At 62.4% G+C, this 18845-nt stretch carries 18 protein-coding genes; 8 read left to right on the forward strand and 10 right to left on the reverse strand.

Annotated features, from left to right (window positions below; genetic code table 11):
* Positions 1-5: 5 nt before the first annotated feature.
* Complete coding sequence (locus B0G76_RS19830) at positions 6-509, forward strand: lecithin retinol acyltransferase family protein (RefSeq protein ID WP_120294079.1); 504 nt, start codon at positions 6-8, stop codon at positions 507-509.
* A 46-nt stretch (positions 510-555) separates the two neighbouring features.
* On the forward strand, positions 556-810 hold the full coding sequence (locus tag B0G76_RS19835; protein WP_120294080.1) for a hypothetical protein: 255 nt from the start codon (positions 556-558) through the stop codon (positions 808-810).
* Here B0G76_RS19835 and B0G76_RS19840 read toward each other — a convergent pair.
* Positions 807-1694, reverse strand: coding sequence for a LysR family transcriptional regulator (locus B0G76_RS19840; protein WP_120294081.1), 888 nt, complete (start codon positions 1692-1694; stop codon positions 807-809). The genes B0G76_RS19835 and B0G76_RS19840 overlap by 4 nt on opposite strands.
* A gap of 99 nt (positions 1695-1793) precedes the next feature.
* Between B0G76_RS19840 and bla the strand changes: the two genes are divergently transcribed.
* Both bla and B0G76_RS19850 read left to right on the forward strand, forming a co-directional pair.
* The gene (gene bla / locus B0G76_RS19845; RefSeq protein ID WP_120294082.1) at positions 1794-2729 is read left to right on the forward strand and encodes a class A beta-lactamase; all 936 of its coding nucleotides are present in this window, start codon (positions 1794-1796) and stop codon (positions 2727-2729) included.
* Between the two features lie 279 nt (positions 2730-3008).
* Positions 3009-3473 carry a DUF4126 family protein gene (locus B0G76_RS19850; RefSeq protein ID WP_120294083.1) on the forward strand — a complete coding sequence of 155 codons (465 nt, stop codon included), beginning with the start codon at positions 3009-3011 and terminating at the stop codon, positions 3471-3473.
* A gap of 217 nt (positions 3474-3690) precedes the next feature.
* Here the strand turns inward: B0G76_RS19850 and B0G76_RS42500 are convergent, their stop codons facing one another.
* Complete coding sequence (locus tag B0G76_RS42500; protein WP_147394067.1) at positions 3691-4203, reverse strand: hypothetical protein; 513 nt, start codon at positions 4201-4203, stop codon at positions 3691-3693.
* 133 nt (positions 4204-4336) lie between these two features.
* Positions 4337-5347: a dicarboxylate transporter/tellurite-resistance protein TehA gene (gene tehA, locus B0G76_RS19865; protein ID WP_120294086.1), complete on the reverse strand. Its 1011-nt coding sequence runs from the start codon at positions 5345-5347 to the stop codon at positions 4337-4339.
* Positions 5348-5648: 301 nt separating this feature from the next.
* Between tehA and B0G76_RS19870 the strand changes: the two genes are divergently transcribed.
* Complete coding sequence (locus B0G76_RS19870) at positions 5649-6413, forward strand: IclR family transcriptional regulator (protein WP_120294087.1); 765 nt, start codon at positions 5649-5651, stop codon at positions 6411-6413.
* Here the strand turns inward: B0G76_RS19870 and B0G76_RS19875 are convergent.
* The 7 genes from B0G76_RS19875 to B0G76_RS19905 form a co-directional block, all read right to left on the reverse strand.
* On the reverse strand, positions 6401-7225 hold the full coding sequence (locus B0G76_RS19875; RefSeq protein ID WP_120294088.1) for a citryl-CoA lyase: 825 nt from the start codon (positions 7223-7225) through the stop codon (positions 6401-6403). The genes B0G76_RS19870 and B0G76_RS19875 overlap by 13 nt on opposite strands.
* A gap of 2 nt (positions 7226-7227) precedes the next feature.
* Entirely contained in the window at positions 7228-8427 is a 1200-nt protein-coding gene (locus B0G76_RS19880; protein ID WP_120294089.1) for a CaiB/BaiF CoA-transferase family protein, read from the reverse strand.
* 34 nt (positions 8428-8461) lie between these two features.
* Positions 8462-9895: an MFS transporter gene (locus B0G76_RS19885; RefSeq protein ID WP_120294090.1), complete on the reverse strand. Its 1434-nt coding sequence runs from the start codon at positions 9893-9895 to the stop codon at positions 8462-8464.
* Between the two features lie 124 nt (positions 9896-10019).
* Positions 10020-10370 (reverse strand): response regulator, encoded by a 351-nt coding sequence (locus tag B0G76_RS19890; RefSeq protein WP_120294091.1) that lies wholly within the window; start codon positions 10368-10370, stop codon positions 10020-10022.
* Between the two features lie 407 nt (positions 10371-10777).
* A complete protein-coding gene (locus tag B0G76_RS19895) occupies positions 10778-11917 on the reverse strand; it encodes a porin (protein ID WP_120294092.1) in 1140 nt (379 codons plus the stop codon).
* A gap of 68 nt (positions 11918-11985) precedes the next feature.
* On the reverse strand, positions 11986-13146 hold the full coding sequence (gene mhpT / locus B0G76_RS19900) for a 3-(3-hydroxy-phenyl)propionate transporter MhpT (protein ID WP_409076760.1): 1161 nt from the start codon (positions 13144-13146) through the stop codon (positions 11986-11988).
* A gap of 475 nt (positions 13147-13621) precedes the next feature.
* Positions 13622-14092 (reverse strand): MarR family winged helix-turn-helix transcriptional regulator, encoded by a 471-nt coding sequence (locus B0G76_RS19905; protein ID WP_409076722.1) that lies wholly within the window; start codon positions 14090-14092, stop codon positions 13622-13624.
* A 167-nt stretch (positions 14093-14259) separates the two neighbouring features.
* Here B0G76_RS19905 and B0G76_RS19910 point away from each other — a divergent pair, with 167 nt between their 5' ends.
* The 3 genes from B0G76_RS19910 to B0G76_RS19920 all read left to right on the forward strand — a co-directional run bounded on the left by B0G76_RS19910 (position 14260) and on the right by B0G76_RS19920 (position 18725).
* Positions 14260-15087, forward strand: a complete 828-nt coding sequence (locus B0G76_RS19910; RefSeq protein ID WP_120294095.1) for a p-hydroxycinnamoyl CoA hydratase/lyase — start codon at positions 14260-14262, stop codon at positions 15085-15087.
* 100 nt (positions 15088-15187) lie between these two features.
* Positions 15188-16639: an aldehyde dehydrogenase gene (locus tag B0G76_RS19915; RefSeq protein WP_120294096.1), complete on the forward strand. Its 1452-nt coding sequence runs from the start codon at positions 15188-15190 to the stop codon at positions 16637-16639.
* 172 nt (positions 16640-16811) lie between these two features.
* Positions 16812-18725, forward strand: coding sequence for a feruloyl-CoA synthase (locus tag B0G76_RS19920; protein ID WP_120294097.1), 1914 nt, complete (start codon positions 16812-16814; stop codon positions 18723-18725).
* Positions 18726-18845 lie beyond the last annotated feature (120 nt).

Below are 18845 nucleotides of genomic sequence, written 5' to 3' on the forward strand. Positions count from 1 at the left end.
CGGTCATGAACACGAATTCTCTCCCGACGAGCAGCGAAGGCTACGACGCAGGCAGCAGCGAAACGTCGACCATCGACCTGCCGATCGGCGCGCATCTCGTGACGCAACGGTGCGGCTACGAACATCACGGCATTTACGTCGGCAATGGCCGCGTGGTCCATTACGCGGGCTTCGCAACCTCGGCGCATCGCGGCCCGGTGGAGGAAGTGGAATTAACCCGCTTCGCCGCCGGTCGTCCTTTGGTCATCCGCTCGACGCCGAGTGCTCGCTACGTCGGCGATGAAGCCGTGCGCCGTGCGCGCTCCCGCCTCGGCGAAAACCATTACCGCCTGCTGACGAATAACTGCGAACACTTCTGCGCGTGGTGCCTGCTTGGCGAAAGCCGCAGCGAACAGGTGCATTGCTGCTTAAGGCATCCCCGCGCCGGCATGCACACGCTGGTGTGTCTGGTGAAGGCGTTTGTCGAACGCGCGGCGAACGATGGTCAGGTTGCCGCCCAACTCGCATGAGCGGGCAGGAACGCGTTGAGGCATTCAAGGATTCAAGGAGCGTATCATGGTTGCCGTAGAAAAAACCTTGCACTGGGCCGTCGACAAATGGCTCGCACCGACGCCGTCGATGCCTGCGCGTGTCGTGCGGTTTTGCCACAGCGCGTCGCAGCATCGGCGCTATGTTTGCGTGGAAGCACTGCGGCCGGGCGGCTTGCTGTCGATCTTCTTTTTCCGTCATGACGACGGCTCATGGAACGTGTTTCCGCCGCAAGCCGAGCGTCCCGCGATGAACGGTCATCACCGCGCGGCAGTGTGCTAACTTTGCGTGCTTTGTGCGTGCAGGGCCGCTTCCTTGACGATCCACTGACTGAACAGCAGCATCGCCGGCGTCTTTGGTTTGCCCTTCAACCACGTCAGCCAGTAGTTGCCGGCATGCACTTCCACCTCGAATGGGCGCACCAGCCGGCCCGTGTTGATCTCGTGATCGAACATCAGCGCCGGCGCCAGTGCGATACCCGCACCCTGCATGGCCGCTTCCACCATGAGCCGCGACGAATCGAACACCGGTCCGCGAATCGGCCGCGGCGGAATGCCGGCCGCTCTGAACCAGGTCGCCCAGTCGTCGACGCGATAGGAACGCAGCAAGGTCTCGTTGGCGAGATCCGCGGGTTCGGACAGTCGTTTGGCGATGTCAGGCGCACACAGGATCGCAAGCGGCGCGTCGAGCAGCCGGGTGGCGAGTGAACCTGGCCAGGTGCCGTCGCCGAAACGAATCGCGAAGTCGAGGCCTTCGGTGGCGAGATCGACCAGATTGTTGTTCGTGAGCAGCCGCAGTTCGACAAACGGATGCGCGTCGCGAAACGACTTGAGCCGCGGCATCAGCCAGCCTACCGCGAAGGTGCCCACCACGCCGACCGTCAACACCTCGTGAAAGTGGCCGCCGTCGAACTGTTTGAGCACGGCTTCGATGCGATCGAATGCATCGGTGAGAACAGGGCGTAGCGCCAGGCCTTCGTCCGTCATGGCCAATCCGCGCGGCAGACGTTTGAAGAGGGCGGTGCCCAGCCGTTCCTCCAGCGTCCTGACCTGCTGGCTCACGGCCGCCTGGGTGACGTTCAATTCGAGCGCGGCGCGCGTAAAGCTCAGATGCCGGGCGGAAGACTCGAAGGCGCGCAGCGCATTCAACGGGAGATACGGTCTCATGGCGGAAGCATAAGATTTTCTAGGGGATCGACTAACTTATCATCGTTTGCCAGCGGACGCCGAAAAACCGATAGTTTCGGCTTCACATAAGGAGCGGCGATGATCACAAGACGGAAGTTCGCGGGCGCGATGCTCGGCGTTTCGATAGCTGGGGTTGCGGTTGGAAGCGGCGGCGCGCTCGGGAAAGTGGTGACGGCGGGCGCTGCAAAGCAGGGCGGCGGCGTGGCCAAAGCGGACGCGATCCGTCAGCGGCTCGCGCAGATCGAAGCGGAAAGCGGCGGGCGGCTCGGCGTTTCGATCGTCGATACGACGTCCGGATTGCATGCCGGTCTACGGACGGACGAGCGTTTTCCGATGTGCAGCACATTCAAGCTGCTGGCGGCGGGTTTTGTGCTGACGCGCGTGGATCACGGACAGGAAAACCTGGAGCGGCGCGTTGTGTTTTCCAACAGCGATCTTGTACCGTACTCGCCGGCCACCAGCCAGCACACCCGCGAGCGTACCGGTGAGGCGGGGATGAGCGTCGCCGACTTGTGCAAGGCGGCCATTACGCTCAGCGACAACACCGCGGCCAATCTGCTGCTGGCGAGCTTTGGCGGCCCCGTCGCGTTGACCGCGTTCGCGCGCTGTATCGGCGATGGCATCACGCGCCTGGACCGCAACGAGCCGACGCTAAACGCAGCGACACCTGGCGATCCGCGCGACACCACCACGCCCAACGCCATGCTCGGCAATCTGCGCGAACTGTTGCTGGGCGAGCGCTTGTCCGCTTCGTCGCGTGCGCAACTGCTGGCCTGGCTCGCCGCTAACCAGACCGGCGGCGAACGGATTCGCGCGAAGCTGCCGAAGGATTGGGGTGTCGGCGATAAAACCGGCACGGGGGACCACGGCACGGCAAACGACGTCGCGATTCTTTGGCCGCCGGGACGCGGGCCGATTCTCGTGGCGGTCTACCTCACCGAGACGAGCGGCGACGCGGCGCGCTGCAATGCGGCGATTGCAAACGTCGGCGCACTGGTGGCGGCGTCGGTTTGATGGTTGTGGGTGCGATCAGTGGGTGAACTGATGGCCGCGCAAGCACGCCGGCCATCGAGACAAAGCGGCCCACGTCCGTCGTATACGGCTGAAAGTCGAATCGTGCGACACTAGGGCCACACCGAAGGGGCGACGAACTTGCAAGTGCCGATTGGCCTCGACTGACGCGGCGAGAAGTTGACTGTCCAAGTGAATGCTTGACACCTTCCGTCGACGTTCTTCCGGGTAAGCCGTCGGCCTGTCCAACCGCGTAGTACTGGCCTTGGTTCGGAGTCCCCTATGTCTATCTATGTCCTCGCATTGCTCATTGGCGTAGTAGCCGGCCTTCGCGCGATGACCGCGCCCGCGGCCGTCAGTTGGGCTGCGCATCTGGGTTGGTTGCCGCTGCAGGACACACCGCTGGCATTTCTCGGCTTCACGGCCACACCGTACATCTTCACCGTGCTGGCGATCGTCGAACTGATTACCGATCAACTGCCGACAACGCCTAGCCGTACCGTGCCGATGCAATTTGGCACGCGTATCGTGCTGGGGGGATTGTGCGGCGCGGCGATCGGGGCCGCCCACGGCGGCTTGCTGGGTGGTTTGATTGCGGGGATAGTGGGCGCGGTAACTGGCACCTTGGGCGGCGCGAGGGTGAGAGGAGCGTTAGCGGGCGCGTTTGGTCGCGACTTGCCGGCCGCGCTGATCGAAGACGCGATGGCGGTGGTGGGTGCCGTGTTGATTGTGATGGCGTTGCGTTGACGCAAGTTAGTTGTCAGCGTGAGGATGTCATGGGTGTCGTTTGACAAAACGACCATCGGAGCAGATAATCTAGTTCGCCTAAGGGCTACGATAAATACCTGACTAGCAGCAGGCGGTCGGCTATCCGTGGACTTAGGCATTTTCATTTCTAGGCCGCGTCGCGGCCTTTTTGCATTTTCGGCCTAGGCTTTGGTCCAGACGGCTGAATTTCTTCCGGCTAGGCTACCGGTGCGGTCATGACTTCGACCACCGGCTCGCGCTTGCAGATCAGAAGTCCATTCGCCTCCCAGCGCTTGACGATCGCAGGATCATCCTTCGTATAGGTGTTCACCATCCAGTGCATGTTCGGCTTGTTTACTGAGTCCGGCACGTCGATGCGGATCGCGACAAGCAGAGGATTGATACCCTCGGGCATTTCGATCGTAACGACCACGATGCTATCGCGCTCAGTGGCTGACTCATACACCGCGACGGGTTTAAGGATCAGTTCTCGCAGCGAGGCTACCGTTTCGGGAGGAAGACCATGCTTCTCCATGATTTTGACGAGAAGGCGGACGGACGAGACAACGGCACGATCAGGGATGTTGATTGCTGTCAGAGCTTCCTTCGTGAAACGACCGATGAGCACCTGGTGACGGTAGTCGCTGTCTTTGAGGTGACCTCTTTTGTGTCTCTGCAGCAATTCCGTTACCAACTCTACCGACAGATCAAATCGTACAAATCTGCTCATTGATGCCCTTGTATTTGTGCCTGACAGGCATCCGAGAAGATCGGAATTTTATCTTTGCTGTCCAGACAAAAGGCATCTCTTTATCGTGTGTTCAGACTCGACCGTGCTGCGCCTTCCGAAAAAAATAGGGTTCCTAGCTGATCCTCGCGATACGCGAGTCAGCCGGAATTCGAGCTACCGGCTGAGGGGCAACTGCGGGAGGAATCAACTTGCCTCGCACCAGCAACCCAAGCGTCTTTACCACCAGAATTCCGATCACCAGATTCCCCACGACGAACAGAACCGGCGCGAGCCATTCGAGCGGACCCGTTGCACCTCGTTCGACCATGCGGATCGCCATGGTGGGTAATGCGGCGACGCCGAAGCTGAACGCCCAGTATCCCGGCACGAAGGCTTGCTGGCGAATCCACGGCAGCAGGCGCAACAGCAGCAACACCTGATAGAGCCCATAGCCGAGCAGGATCAGCGCGATCAGGTCGGGCGTTCCGCTGCTCAGGCTCAGGTACGTCACCCCACCCACTACCGGCGGCGCGAGTTGTATGCCAAGGATAGGACGCAGGGCTTCAGGCAGCGGCTCATGCACGGCGGCGCGCTGCAGAATCAGCGATTCGATTGCAAGCCACAACAGCACACCGGCGCCGAAGAACAACCCGCCCAGCTGATGAAAACCGAAGGCGGCAGCCGCCGTGCCCGCGACAAAATTCGACGCCACGGTCGGCAGATAAATAGCCGGCGTGATCAGTTCAGGTTTGCGGCCGCCTTGCCAGAGCTGTCCATGCAGGTACACGCCAACTGCCAATTGGGCCACCACCGCCACACCAAACAGCGCAACTGCAACCGCGTGCGCATAAGGCTGCAACAGCTGCGCGGCCAGCAAACTGGAAACCGGCCCGAGCGCCGCAAACGACGATTGCACCGGATGCTGCATTTCCGCACGAGCCTCGGCTGAGTTCGTCAGCCACTTATGCCCGTAAGCGAGCAGAACGACCAGCCATACCAGAAGCGATACGATCGTCAACGTGTCGCCGACGACCGCCGGCAGATGCCACACTCTGATCGCTACGCGCCACAAGTTGGCGAACGCCAGGGCGCCCACCGCGATCCCGAAGAAAGAAACGGGAATCGTGCCACGATTGCTGTTCATCACCTATCCTCCGAAACGTTGCGACGCGCTCCGAGGGTCTGGCACTCCGGCTTTGCGCGTTCGATAACGCACTGTAAAAGGCCGTGGTAAAGCGGTGAATGCGGGGGCGGCTCAACAAATGGCTCAATCGTCTCAAGGTGCATTCGAGGTGCGTGCTGCGCGGTGTTCCGACGTGTTTTCACCGTCCAGCCCTTGTTTTCCGACCGTTTCGCCCTCGAAGAACCACTGACTGGTATGACAGCCCCGCGTCATGGCGTAAAATTTCAGCTTCGAAATGAAGCAACGTGATCGACGCCAACTCATGCCAACGCCAGCGGACAAATCAAACTCAAAGGAAAGCGAGGGCGTTGCCGTCATCGATCGTGCTTGCGCGATCCTGTTCGCCTTCCGGCCGGAGGACACCGCGCTCACGCTCGCCGAACTGGCGGCGCGCACGGGGCTCTACAAGAGCACGCTGTTGCGGCTCGCGGGCTCGCTGATCCAGCACCGCCTGCTGCTGCGTCTGGACGACGGCCGCTATCAACTCGGCTCCGCGACCTTCATGCTCGGCGCGCTGTATCAGCGCAGCCTGAACGTTGGCGACATTCTGGTGCCGTTGATGCGCGAACTCGCGGAAACGAGCGGCGAAAGCGTGTCCTTCTATGTGCGCGACGAGGCCGTGCGCGTGTGTCTGCATCGGGTGGACTCCACGCATGCGGTGCGATTTCACGTGCGCGAAGGCGACGTGCTTCCGCTGGAAAGCGGCTCGGGCGGCCATGCGCTGCTGGCGTTCGGCGGCATGCCGGGCGCGCCGTACGACAAGATTCGCGAGGACTTCTACTGTGTGTCGATCGGCGAGCGCGATCGGGAGACGGCCGGGATTTCGATGCCGGTATTCGGTGTGCGTCAGAGTTTGCGTGGCGTGCTGACGCTCGCGGGCCCGAGTTCACGCATCGATCAGGCGTTCCTCGAGCGCAATCTCGGCGCGTTGTTCGATTGCGCCGCGCGCGCAACAGATGCGTTAGGTGGCGACTCGTGCGCCATGCGCAACGCGCAGCAGCACGCGGCCGAAGTTCAGGACAGGTGACGCTCGGGCTTGCCTGTATAGGTGTAGCTCATCTGGCGCGGCATCGGGCCTTTGTTGCGCTCGTTGCGCCCGCGTTGCTCCCAGGCATGCGAGAGAATGCCGACCGCGCGTGACAGGCAGAACACCCCGCGTGCCAGCTCCGGCGCAAAGCCGAGTTCCGCGTAGATCACGGCGGTTGCACCGTCGATATTCATCGGCACGGGTTTATTCTTGCGCTGCTTGAGGAGCGCTTCGATTCCGCGCGCGATAGCGGCGTATTGTCCGCTGATACTTTTCTGTTCGACGCTTTGGTCCACGAGTGCAAGTAGCCGGATAGCCCGGGGATCGACCGGATGAAACCGGTGCCCAAAACCAGGCAAATACTTGCCATGCTCGGCGGTAAAGGCATCGACGCCTTGCTCGACGGCTTCTTCCAACGTGGCGCCCGCTTGCATACCTTCGGCGATCGAGTCGTAAAGTTCGACCGCTTGCTGACCGGCACCGCCGTGTACGTCGTCCAAAGCATTGATCGCCGAGGCCATCGCGCCGTTCAACGGCAAACCGCAACTGGTCGCCATCCGCGAAATTGCAATCGACGGTGCATGCGGGCCGTGATCCACCGATGCCACCAGCGCCGCCTCGAACAAACGCGCTTGCGCGGCATCTGGCAGCTCACCGCGCAGCATCAGCCAGATCATCTGCGGAAAACTGACGTTGCCGATCAACTCCTGAATCGGGAATCCGCGCACCTTGATCGAGCCTGGATGAATATCGATGATCGAAGTGCTCCAGTACTCGGCGGCGAGCTTGGCGGCGTCGAATGTTTGCGTCATATTCAGATCACTCCTTCGGAGCGTAGATGGTCGATTTGCGCGTCGTCGTATCCGATCGAAGCAAGATGTTCGCGCGTATGGGCCGATAGGACCGGCGCAGGTGTGGTCGGCGCCGTATCCGCATCGGAAAGACGAAAGCCCGCACGGGTGACGCGTTGCCGCTTGCTAGTACCGTCGCCGGCGAATTCGTGGATGAACTCGCGCGATTGCAGATGCGGGTGCGCGAGAATCTCCGGCACCGACATCACGCGCCCGGCCGGCACGCCTGCTTCGAAGAATTTGGCTTCCCAGTTCGTCGCGCTGTCGCTCGCCAGCGCTGCTTCGATTTCGGCCTTCAATGCCGCGCGATTCGCTTTGCGCGCGTTGCGCTCGGAATAGCGCGGGTCGTCGAGCAGATCGGCGCGGCCGATCAGATGGCATAGGCTCGCGAACTGCTTGTTCTCGTTCGCGGCGATATTGAGCGGCCCGTCGCCGGTTTTGAAGGTGCCCGAAGGCGCGGCCGTGAAATTTTCGTTACCCATCGGCTTGGGCGTGACACCGGCGTTCAGATAGTTCGACACGACCCAGCCCATTGTGGCGAGCGTGGCTTCCAGCATCGAGACGTCGAGCATGCGGCCGTGTCCGCTCGCGCGGGCATCGACTAACGCCGCGCAGATGCCGAACGCAGCGGTGAGACCGCCCACCGTATCCGATACCGGGTAGCCGACGCGCAACGGCGCGCTGCCCGCATCGCCCGTTACGCTCATCACACCCGAGATGCCCTGGATGATCTGGTCGTAGGCAGGGCGTTTCGAGAACTCGCCGTCCATACCGAAGCCGGAGATCGCGCAATACACGAGCTTTGGATTCACCTCGCGCAGCGCGTCGAAATCGAGGCCGAGCCGCGTCATCACACCCGGCCGGAAATTTTCGACCAGCACATCCGCGGTTTTGACGAGCTCGCGCAAAATGGTCTTGCCGCGCGGGTCTTTCAGATTGAGCGTGATCGACTGCTTGCCCGCATTCACCGCAACGAACGAGGCCCCCATGTTGCGCGTCGACGCTTCCTTGTCGGCGCCCAGACGCCGCGCAAGATCGCCACCTTCGGGATGCTCGACCTTGGTCACTTCCGCACCGAGCAGCGCGAGTTGATACGCGCAAAACGGTCCCGCTAATACATTCGACAAATCCAGTACCCGCACTCCAGTCAACGGCAGTGTCATCTTTGAAGCCTCTTGTTCAATGCGTTCAATTCGTTCAATGCGAAATTTCGTCGAGATTGCGATTGTTGGTGCGTGGCCCGAAGATGCCGATCGCGCCCATCACCATCACCATCGACACCGTGATCAACGCGAACACGCCAGGCACCTGGAAGTGGCGCAGCGCGAAGGCGATCATGAAGCCGGAGAACATCGCGGATAAACGCGACATCGAGTAAACGAACCCCACGGCGCGTGCCCGCAAACGCGTGGGGAACAGCTCGGTTTGGTACGCGTGATAGCCGACCGAGAGCAGCGTGCCGGAGAGCGTGATCAGGACACCGAGCGTCATCAGCATGGCAGGCGAGGTTTGCGTCGCGAACAGGCTGCCGAACACGGCGATGCCGAGTGCCGACAACACGATCAAGGTTTTACGTTCGATGCGGTCCGCGATCGCCATGCCGATCAGGGGTCCGAACGGATTCGAGATCGCGATGACGAACGAATACATCAGGCTGTGCGTGATCGTCACGCCTTTGGACACCAGCAGGGTCGGCACCCATGACGCGAAACCGTAGAAGCCGATCGCCTGGAACAGGTTGAACACAAGCATCGTGATCGCGCGTTTGCGATACGGCGGCTGCCAGATTTCGCGGAAGGCGGCCTTGGTGGTGGCCGGTTCGAGAGCCGGTACAGGGATGGGCAATGGCTTGCCGTATTGCTTTGCGACTTTTGCTTCGAGCGCTTGCATAACCTGTTCTGCTTCGGCGGCACGGCTCTGCTGCGCGAGCCAACGCGGGCTTTCCGGCACGCGCCGGCGAATTGCCCACACAACCACCGCGCCGAGCGCGCCGATGATCACGACCCAACGCCAGCCGTCGATACCGAACGGCGTTTGCGGCACCAGCCACCACGCCAGCAAGGCGACTGACGGCACGGCGGTGTACTGCACCAGATGAACGAAAGCGAACGCGCGGCCACGCAAGTGTTTCGGCACGAGTTCGCTGACATAGGTGTCGATCGTCACCAGTTCGACGCCCACGCCGATGCCCGCGATCAGGCGCCACAGGTTGATGGCCGGCGCGCTGGTTTGCAGCGCCATGATCAGCGTGGCTGCGGAGTACCACAGCAGCGAAACGGTAAACACGGTTCTGCGGCCATAGCGATCCGCCATGCCCGCCAGAAAGAACGTGCCGATGAAGAGCCCTGCGAACGACGCCGCCACGAAGGCACCCAGTCCTGATACTCCAAAAAACGATGCGGTCGTTGTCGCATAGAGCCCGCTTTTGACGAGGCCGGGGCCGACATAGGCGGTGAAAAACAGATCGTAGAACTCGAACCAGCCGCCGATCGAGAGCAGGAAAATCAGCATCCATATCGCGCGCGTCGCGGGCAGACGGTCGATGCGCGCGTTGACGCCCGGTGTGAGCCCCTGCGCACCGGTGCTTGAATCGGGCGACGCGCCGGGTGCGTCGATCGGCAGGCTTGCCATGGAATCCTCCTTTGAGTATCTCTTGCCTACGTAGTTCTGTCAGAGAGAACGACGTTCTATTTAATAAGTGTGCCGAGATTAGTCCGTGTGGTGCTTGTCAGGAATTCGGGGTTTTACCTAGTCGTCAAACCGTCATCCGCTCCAGCATCGCGAGCAGGGTGTCGAATGAAAGCGGCTTGCGCGCGTACGCGATGGTGGGATTCAGCTGCACGGGGATATCCGCGGCGGCGCTGCACAGAATGATCGGAATGGCGCGCAGATCGAGGGCGTCGTTCAGCGCGGCGCACAGTTGCGGCCCCGACATACCAGGCATCATGCAGTCCGACACGATGATGTCGGGCCGGGTTTTGTAGATCTGTTCAAGGGCAGCGGTCCCGTTTGACGCCGTCTGCACGGTATAGCCGTGCCGCTCCAGCAACAGTTGCCAGACCGTGAGAATGTCGAACTCATCGTCCACGACCAGGATGGTTTTCATGGGCGGTATGCCGTCCAAAGTGCGAAGGAGCGACAGCCTGCAAGTGGAATCAGGCGGCTAGTGTATCGCTCAATCTAACGGCGTCAGCAAGCCGCGTTCCCACTCGCGGGCAACCATATGCGTTTTGGCATTCAACGAGCGGGAATCTGTCCGGAGCCCGCCCCACCTGACGAACAGGAGGTAGGTGGCTGGTACGTGGCGTGCGCGAGGGGATCGGGAAGGAGCCGCTTACAGTGCGGCGCGGAGGGCGTGCGCCGACGTTTTTTCAAACCGACGCAATGAAGGGGGTACGGCAAGAAACGGGCGGTGCATTCCCTCGCGCATGCATTGTACCCATCATGCGCGAGGGCGAGTGCCGCAGACACAGCCGCAGCGATCGTTGTGTGCTTTATGCGGCGTCTGCCGGACTAGAACGAATGACGAATGCCGATCATCGCGCCAGTCTGGCCGGTGCCTGCGCTGGGCGTCGTGCCGCCGCCGCCGGCGCTGACCGAGTAGCGCGCCTTCGCGCTGTTGGCGAGATACGACGCTTGCGCATAGACGGCAGTGCGCTTCGACAACAGATAGGTGGTGCGTAGCGTGCCCATCATGGCGCGCGTGTCGTGCTGGCTATTGGTGATGTGATAGACCTCGCCGTCGACGATGAAAGCCGGCGTCACGAAGTACGAGGCGCCGACGAAGAACAGATTCGAGCGCACGCTTGCAATCGTGACGGCCGAGGGTTCGACACGGCGATTGAGCCAGCCCGCGCCGATTTTTGCCTTGCCGATATTCCCGTAGGCGCTGACGTGCGTGCGGATGTCTTTGTCGGCGGCGTTGGTGAGGGGAATGGGCGCAACCCCGTCGAAGAAATTCGCGGCCGCGGTACTGCCGCCGCGCTGCTCTTCATACGAAGCCGCGACGCCGAACAGCGGCGCATCGTACTTCAGCATCACCGACCACTCGCGGCATTCCGTTGCATGCCCGGCTACCGAGCCGGTACAGGTGCCCTGGCCCGGCGAGTTGCCGGTGCCCGCCGCGTCGCGGCCGAACGAATAGTTCGCACCCAACGTTACACCCGCATAGGTGCCGACGTAACTCACCGAATTATCGGCGCGGGCGTTCGGCACGTAGGCGTCGAGCGAACCCAGACCGTAGATGTCCGGGCCAATCAGGTCCGCACCCATCAGCGCAAGATACGTCATGGTGTACTGGCGTCCGAACGAGACGGTTCCGTACGGACTCCTGATGCCAACGAACGCCTGGCGTCCGAAAAGCCGGCCGCCCTGGCCGAGATCGCCGGCACGCACGTTGAAGCCGCTTTCCAGCGTGAATACCGCGCTATAGCCGCCGCCTAGGTCTTCATTGCCGTGCAGGCCCCAACGCGAAGGCAGTTCGCCCGTCACGGACGGCATGCGAAAAACGCTCTTGCCCGCGGCGTTCGCGTGCGAGACGTATTCGATGCCGGTGTCGACGATGCCGTAGAGCGTCACGCTCGATTGCGCCGCTGCAGCGCCGCTGACGGCGCACAATGCGCCGCAAAAAAGAAGGCGTGTGGATGCTTGCATGTAGAGAGTCTCCAAACCGATGATTGAATGTCTTTGTTGTTAGGATTATTGATTTTGTATGCGGCGGGTCAGTCGTCGGCGCGTGGGCGGCGCAGCAACAGCAGCGCGCCCGCGGCGGCGATCAGCGTGACCGGAATGCTCGCCCCGATGACCGTTGACGAACTGCGGCCCGTTGCCAGCAATTGACCCGCGGCAAGCGGTCCGACCACCGATCCGATGCGGCCCACCGCCACGGCCGCGCCCACACCGGTGCCGCGCATGGCAGTCGGATAAAACGCCGCCGAAAGTGCGTACAGCACCGATTGCCCACCGATCACAAACATCCCCGCGAAGAAGGCCGAGGTTGCGAGTGCGCCGAAACCGGGCGCCATCGAGAGCGCCGCGAGCGACGCGATGATCCCCAGATACATGCCCGCCACCACGACGCCCGAGCGCATCCGGTCCATCAACATGCCGATGCACAACGCGCCGATACCGCCGCCGATGTTGAAGAAGATCTGCACGTAGCCAACTTGCGCGCGCGACAGGCCGCTCGCCGCCATCAGCGAAGGCAACCAGTTGAGCAGGAAGTAGAGGACGATCAGCGTGCAGAAATAGCTGACCCAGATCTGCACGGTGGAGAGGCCACGTGTGCCGCCGAACAGGATCTCGCCGACGGGCGCAGGCTTCGCATGACCGTCTCGCGAAGCATTGGTGAAGGCCTTCGAATCCGCGAGAAACACGAGCAGCAGCGGCACCAGCACCAGCGGCCCCGCGCCGCCGACGTAGAAAATGTGCCGCCACCCGGTGTCGCCCGCGCTCAATACGCCGATCACCGCAGCGATCACGCCGCCAAACGGAATGCCGCAATACATCACACTCACCGCGGTGCTGCGCGAGCGCGGTTCGACCGCTTCCGACGATAACGCAATCAGATTCGGGAGTGCGCCACCCAGGCCGATCCCTGTGAGCACGCGTACGATCACCAACGTGTGAAAGTCGCTCACCAGCGCGGTCGCGATCGACAGCAGGCCGAACAGACAGGCGGAAATCACAAGTACGCGCTTGCGTCCGATCCGGTCGGCGAGCCGTCCGCCGACCATCGCGCCCGGCAGCAAGCCGAAGGTCCCGGCGCTGAACGCGAGCCCCATCTGCCCGACCGAGAGGTCGAACTCGCGTGCCATCTGCGGTGCGGCGACGCCGACCGACTGCAGGTCCAGCCCTTCGAGCAGGGCGACGGAAAAACACAAGCCAAGTGTGACGAAGGCGCTTGTCCGAGCGGATGTTGCCGGACCGGCAAGGCTTTCTGTCGAGGGTAATGTTCCGGCTCTTTTCACGTTAGTGATCCTTATTAAAATGCCTGATTTTCCGGTGTCAATGGAGAACGGCAGAGGCAGAGTCGCCGTCTGGCGCGCCGGGTGGACGCCGAAGCGGATTCGCCTTTTCCGCGCCGGAATGATCTGGTGTTCCGGACAGCTTCGGTAGAGCGGGATTCAGATCACCATTGAGGTCGCGATGGGATGCTTACTAACCGCGCATCAAAAGGCGTAGCGCGCGTCACATCGTTACGATGCCTGCGCTACGGCCCGTACTGTCCGTTTGCTTCGAAGCGATGCACCGCGTCTCCACACGCTGCATCGTGGACTGGATTTAATATCAGGTAGGCTGATAACGCAAGTGCCGGCGCTTCAGTGAAAACACCTGGCAAGGTGGAGAAACAAAAAATTAGCCGCGCAGGTTGCGCACGAAAGTTTCGAGGTGGGCCTGTACCATGCCGGCCGCTTCGAGCCCGGTGCCTTCCATCATCTGCTTTTCGATCGCCTTGACGGCCTGCTCGCATTCGCGCAGCACGGCTCGCCCTTCGTCGGTCAGTTGCAGCAGCACGATGCGGCCGTGCGTCGGGTCCGGCTCCCGGCTGACCCAGTTCCGGCTCGCCATGGCGTTCATCACTTCATTGGCCGATTGCGGCGTGATGAAGGAGCGCTCGGCAACTTGCGCATTGGACGCCTGCCCCTTGGCATCGAGCACCGAAAGCGCGGTGAATTGCGCCAGCGTCAAACCGAGCGGCGCGAGCGCCTCGGTCATGCGGCGCCGCAGGATGCGGTCGAGACTGCCGATCACATAGGCGAGCCGCAGGTTGGTGCGGCGGGTGCGCGTGGCGGTGGGTTCGACGGGTGCATTTTGATTTTTGCTCATGATGGGCAGGAGGTCCGGTCTAGCCCGCATCTTAGCGCGCCTCACCGTCAATGCGGCCGATAGGGGTTTGCACCGAGCCCGTAAATTTCCACTTTACATATCAGGCAACCTGATATTAAATGCCTCCATCAGGCCGCCGTCGCGGTCGACGTTCACGGAGAAAACAGATGAATTACGAAGGTCGTTGGGAAACCGTCAAGGTCGATGTTGCAGAGGGAATTGCATGGGTCACGTTCAATCGTCCCGAGAAGCGCAACGCGATGAGCCCAACGCTGAACAAGGAAATGATCGAGGTTCTCGAGGCGGTCGAACTGGATGCCGAAGCCCGGGTTCTCGTGCTGACGGGCGAGGGCGATGCGTGGACCGCGGGCATGGACCTGAAGGAATATTTCCGTGAGGTCGACGCCGGCCCGGAAATCCTGCAGGAAAAGATTCGCCGCGACGCATGCCGCTGGCAATGGCAGTTGCTGCGCATGTACGCGAAGCCGACCATCGCGATGGTCAACGGCTGGTGTTTCGGCGGTGGCTTCTCGCCGCTGGTGGCATGCGATCTCGCGATTGCCGCTGATGAAGCGGTGTTCGGCCTCTCCGAAATCAACTGGGGCATTCCGCCGGGCAATCTGGTGAGCAAGGCCATGGCGGACACCGTCGGGCATCGTCAGGCGCTTTACTACATCATGACCGGTGAGACGTTCACGGGTCAGGAGGCGGCGCAAATGGGCCTCGTCAACAGAAGCGTGCCGCGTGCCGAACTGCGCGACGCCACGCGCGTGCTCGCAGGGAAGCTGCTGCAAAAGAATCCGGTCGTATTGCGCGCGGCCAAGAACGGCTTCAAGCGCTGCCGCGAACTCACGTGGGATCAGAACGAGGATTACCTGTACGCCAAGCTGGATCAGGCGCAACTGCGCGATCCCGAAGGCGGCCGCGAGCAGGGCCTGAAACAGTTCCTCGACGAGAAGGCGATCAAGCCGGGTCTGCAAACCTACAAGCGCTGAGCAATCGCACGCGCCAGGATGGATTCAGGTAGTGACACGCGTAAGAAGAGCAGCGTGTGAAACTTGCCTGAGCGAGTGACCCAGCGAGGAGACATCGGATATGCATGAAGTGACATTGTTGATCGGCGGGGAGAGCCGTGGCGCATCGGACGGCCGAACCTTCGAGCGGATCAATCCCGCGAGCGGCGTGGCCGCCTCGCGTGCGGCTGCCGCCACGTTGGCCGATGCCGACGCGGCGGTCGACGCCGCGGCGCGCGCGTTCCCGGCATGGTCGGCGTTGGCGCCGACTGAACGGCGCAGACGGCTATTGGCCGCGGCGGATCTGATGGATGCCCGCACGGCGCAGTTCATCGAAACCGGCGTGGCCGAAACCGGCGCCATGCCGAACTGGTACGGCTTCAATGTGATGCTAGCCGCCAACATGCTGCGTGAAGCCGCCGCGATGACGACGCAAATCGACGGCGACGTGATTCCCTCAGACGTGCCGGGCAGTCTCGCCATGGCAGTACGCCAGCCGTGCGGTGTGGTGCTCGGCATGGCACCGTGGAATGCGCCGGTGATTCTCGGCACGCGGGCGATTGCCATGCCGCTTGCCTGTGGCAACACGGTCGTGCTGAAGGCTTCCGAAGGCTGCCCGGGCGTGCACCGGCTGATTGGCAGAGTGTTGCAGGAAGCCGGTCTTGGCGACGGTGTGGTGAACGTCGTCACGCATTCCGCTGAAGACGCGCCGGCAATTGTTGGGCGGTTGATTGCTCATCCGGCGGTGCGGCGTGTCAATTTCACCGGCTCGACGCGGGTTGGACGCATCGTCGCGCAACATGCCGCGCAGCATCTGAAACCGGCTTTGCTGGAGCTCGGCGGCAGGGCGCCCGTGGTGGTGCTCGACGACGCCGATCTGGACGCGGCGGTGGAGGGTATCGCGTTCGGCGCGTTCTTCAACCAGGGGCAGATTTGCATGTCGACGGAGCGGCTGATCGTCGACCGCAAGGTCGCCGATGCGCTGGTCGAAAAGCTCGCCGCCAAGGCACGGACCCTGAAGGCGGGCGATCCGGCCGCGGGCGATTCTGTGCTCGGCGTGCTCGAAAGCGTGGCGGCTGCACGGCGCATCAAGGCGCTGGTTGAAGACGCGCATGAGAAGGGCGCGAAGCTGCCAATCGGCTGCTCGGTTGAAGGCGCGGTGATGCAACCGGCGATTGTCGACGGTGTGACGCGCGGCATGTTGCTCTATGCCGAGGAGTCCTTCGGACCGGTGGTGACGGTGCAGCGTGTGGACGGTGACGAGGAAGCGATTCAGGTTGCCAACGATAGCGAATACGGTCTCTCCGCGGCGGTATTCAGCCGCGACATATCGCGCGCGTTGAATGTGGCGAAACGCATCGAATCGGGCATCTGCCATATCAACGGGCCGACCGTGCACGACGAAGCGCAGATGCCGTTCGGCGGCGTGAAGAAGAGCGGTTATGGGCGGTTTGGCAGCAAGGCGTCGATCGCCGAGTTCACGGACCTGCGCTGGATCACGATTCAAACCGGCCCGCGCCACTATCCGATCTGATCGTCCGCGGTCGATGCGCGACATTGAAACATCAAGGAAGGTCGCTCCGCCGTAGAAAGCGGAGTGCCCGATGCCGTCGTCATGCGACGAGCAGGCAGCATCCCCGCAATCATTTTGCATGGGACCAGAGTAACGCGCTGAAGCGCGAACTCTGGTCGACAGGAGACAGGCTTTGCATTCCGAGCCGAGACAAACGAACACCCCCAGCGCGCACGACGAGGCGCCGGTGCATTACCGCGCGACGACGATCGGCACACCCTCGTTGCACGCGCAACGGCACGGCGACACATGGTATTTGCGCGCTAACGAGGCACTCGGCGCGTACCCGCAACGGTTGACCGACCGGCTCGCGAGCGGCGCGCGCGAGCACCCGGAGCGATGGCTCGCGGCACGACGCGGCAGCGACGGTCAATGGGTCGGCCTGAGCTACGCGAAAGCACTGCAGTGTGCCCGCGCGATCGGACAGGCGCTGCTCGCGCGCGATCTTTCCGTTGAGCGTCCGGTGGCGATTCTCTCGGGCAACGATCTCGAACACCTGCAACTGGCACTCGGCGCAATGTGGGCCGGCATTCCCTATGCGGCGATTTCCCTGGCGTATTCGCTCGCTTCGGGCGACTACGGCAAGCTGCGCCACACGATCGATCTGCTGACGCCGGGCCTGGTCTTCGTAAGCGGCTACGATAAGTTCGCCAACGCGATCGATGCCGTGGTGCCGGCCGACGTCGAAATCGTTGCCGCAACGGGACCCAGGGAGCCGCAAGCGGCGCGCAGCGTGACGTCGTTCGGCGACCTGCTGGATACCCCGCCGGGCACGGTCGATTCCGTCCACGCGGCCGTGAGCCCGGACGCCATCGCCAAGTTCCTGTTCACGTCGGGCTCGACCCGCCTGCCCAAGGCCGTGCCGACCACGCACCGCATGCTGTGCAGCAACCAGCAGATGCTGCGCGAAACGTTTCCTGAGTTCGCGAACGAGGCGCCGGTGCTGGTCGACTGGTTGCCGTGGAACCACACCTTCGGCGGCAGCCATAACGCGGGCATTGCGCTGTACAACGGCGGCACGCTCTATATCGACGACGGCAAGCCGGTCAACGCCAAGTTTCAGGAAACCCTGCGCAACCTGCGCGAAATCGCGCCGACGATTTATTTCAACGTGCCGAAAGGCTGGGAAGAACTAGCGATCGCACTGGAGCAGGACGCCCAATTGCGTGAGACGTTTTTCTCGCGTGTGAAGGTGTATTTCTTCGGCGGTGCGGGACTCTCGCAAGCCGCGTGGGACCGGCTCGAACGCGTCACCGAGAAGTATTGTGGCGAGCGCATTCGCATCATGGCCGGACTCGGCATGACCGAGACCGCGCCGTCGTGCTTCTTCACCACGGGCCCGGTCATGCGCGCCGGCTATGTCGGCTCGCCGGCGCCTGGCTGCGAGGTCAAACTTGCGCCGGTTGGCGGCAAGCTCGAGGCGCGCTATCGTGGACCGCATGTGATGGCCGGCTACTGGCGCGCGGATTCCGCGGAGCTGGATCACGCCTTTGACGAAGAAGGTTACTTTTGCAGCGGCGACGCGTTGTGCTTTGTCGATGTCGACCGGCCGGAACTCGGGCTGCTGTTCGACGGCCGCATCGCAGAAGATTTCAAGCTGAGTTCGGGCACGTTCGTGAGTGTCGGCCCGATGCGGGCTCGCGTGATTTCCGAAGGCGCGCCGTATGTGCAGGACGTGGTTGTTGCCGGTATGAATCGCGACGATGTGAGTGTGCTGGTGTTTCCGCGGCTCGACGATTGCCGGCGGCTCGCGGGTTTGCCTTCGTCGGCAAGCGCGCGGGAGGTGATCGAAGCGCCTCGTGTGAGGGCGCATTTTGCGGCGCTATTGGAGGCGCTCAATCGCAGTGCGACCGGCGGCGCGACCACAATCGCCCGTATCCGGCTCATGGACGTCGCGCCTTCGCTCGATCTCGGCGAGGTCACCGACAAAGGTTCGATCAATCAGCGCGCGGTGCTAACGCATCGGGCCGCGCTCGTCGAAGCGATGTACGACCCGGCGCGGCGCGATCCTGCTGTGATTTACCCGGCTGCTTGCGGCGCGACTTGAAGTTCGGCTTCAGGCACAACTTAAGGCACAACTTAAGGCACGCATCGCTGGCTCACACTGGGTTCCTCGTAGCACGGCAAAGGTGCTTCGCCGTATACAATTCGGCAGCACCTGACTTTT

This window comes from Paraburkholderia sp. BL23I1N1 (assembly GCF_003610295.1).
Lineage (GTDB): Bacteria > Pseudomonadota > Gammaproteobacteria > Burkholderiales > Burkholderiaceae > Paraburkholderia.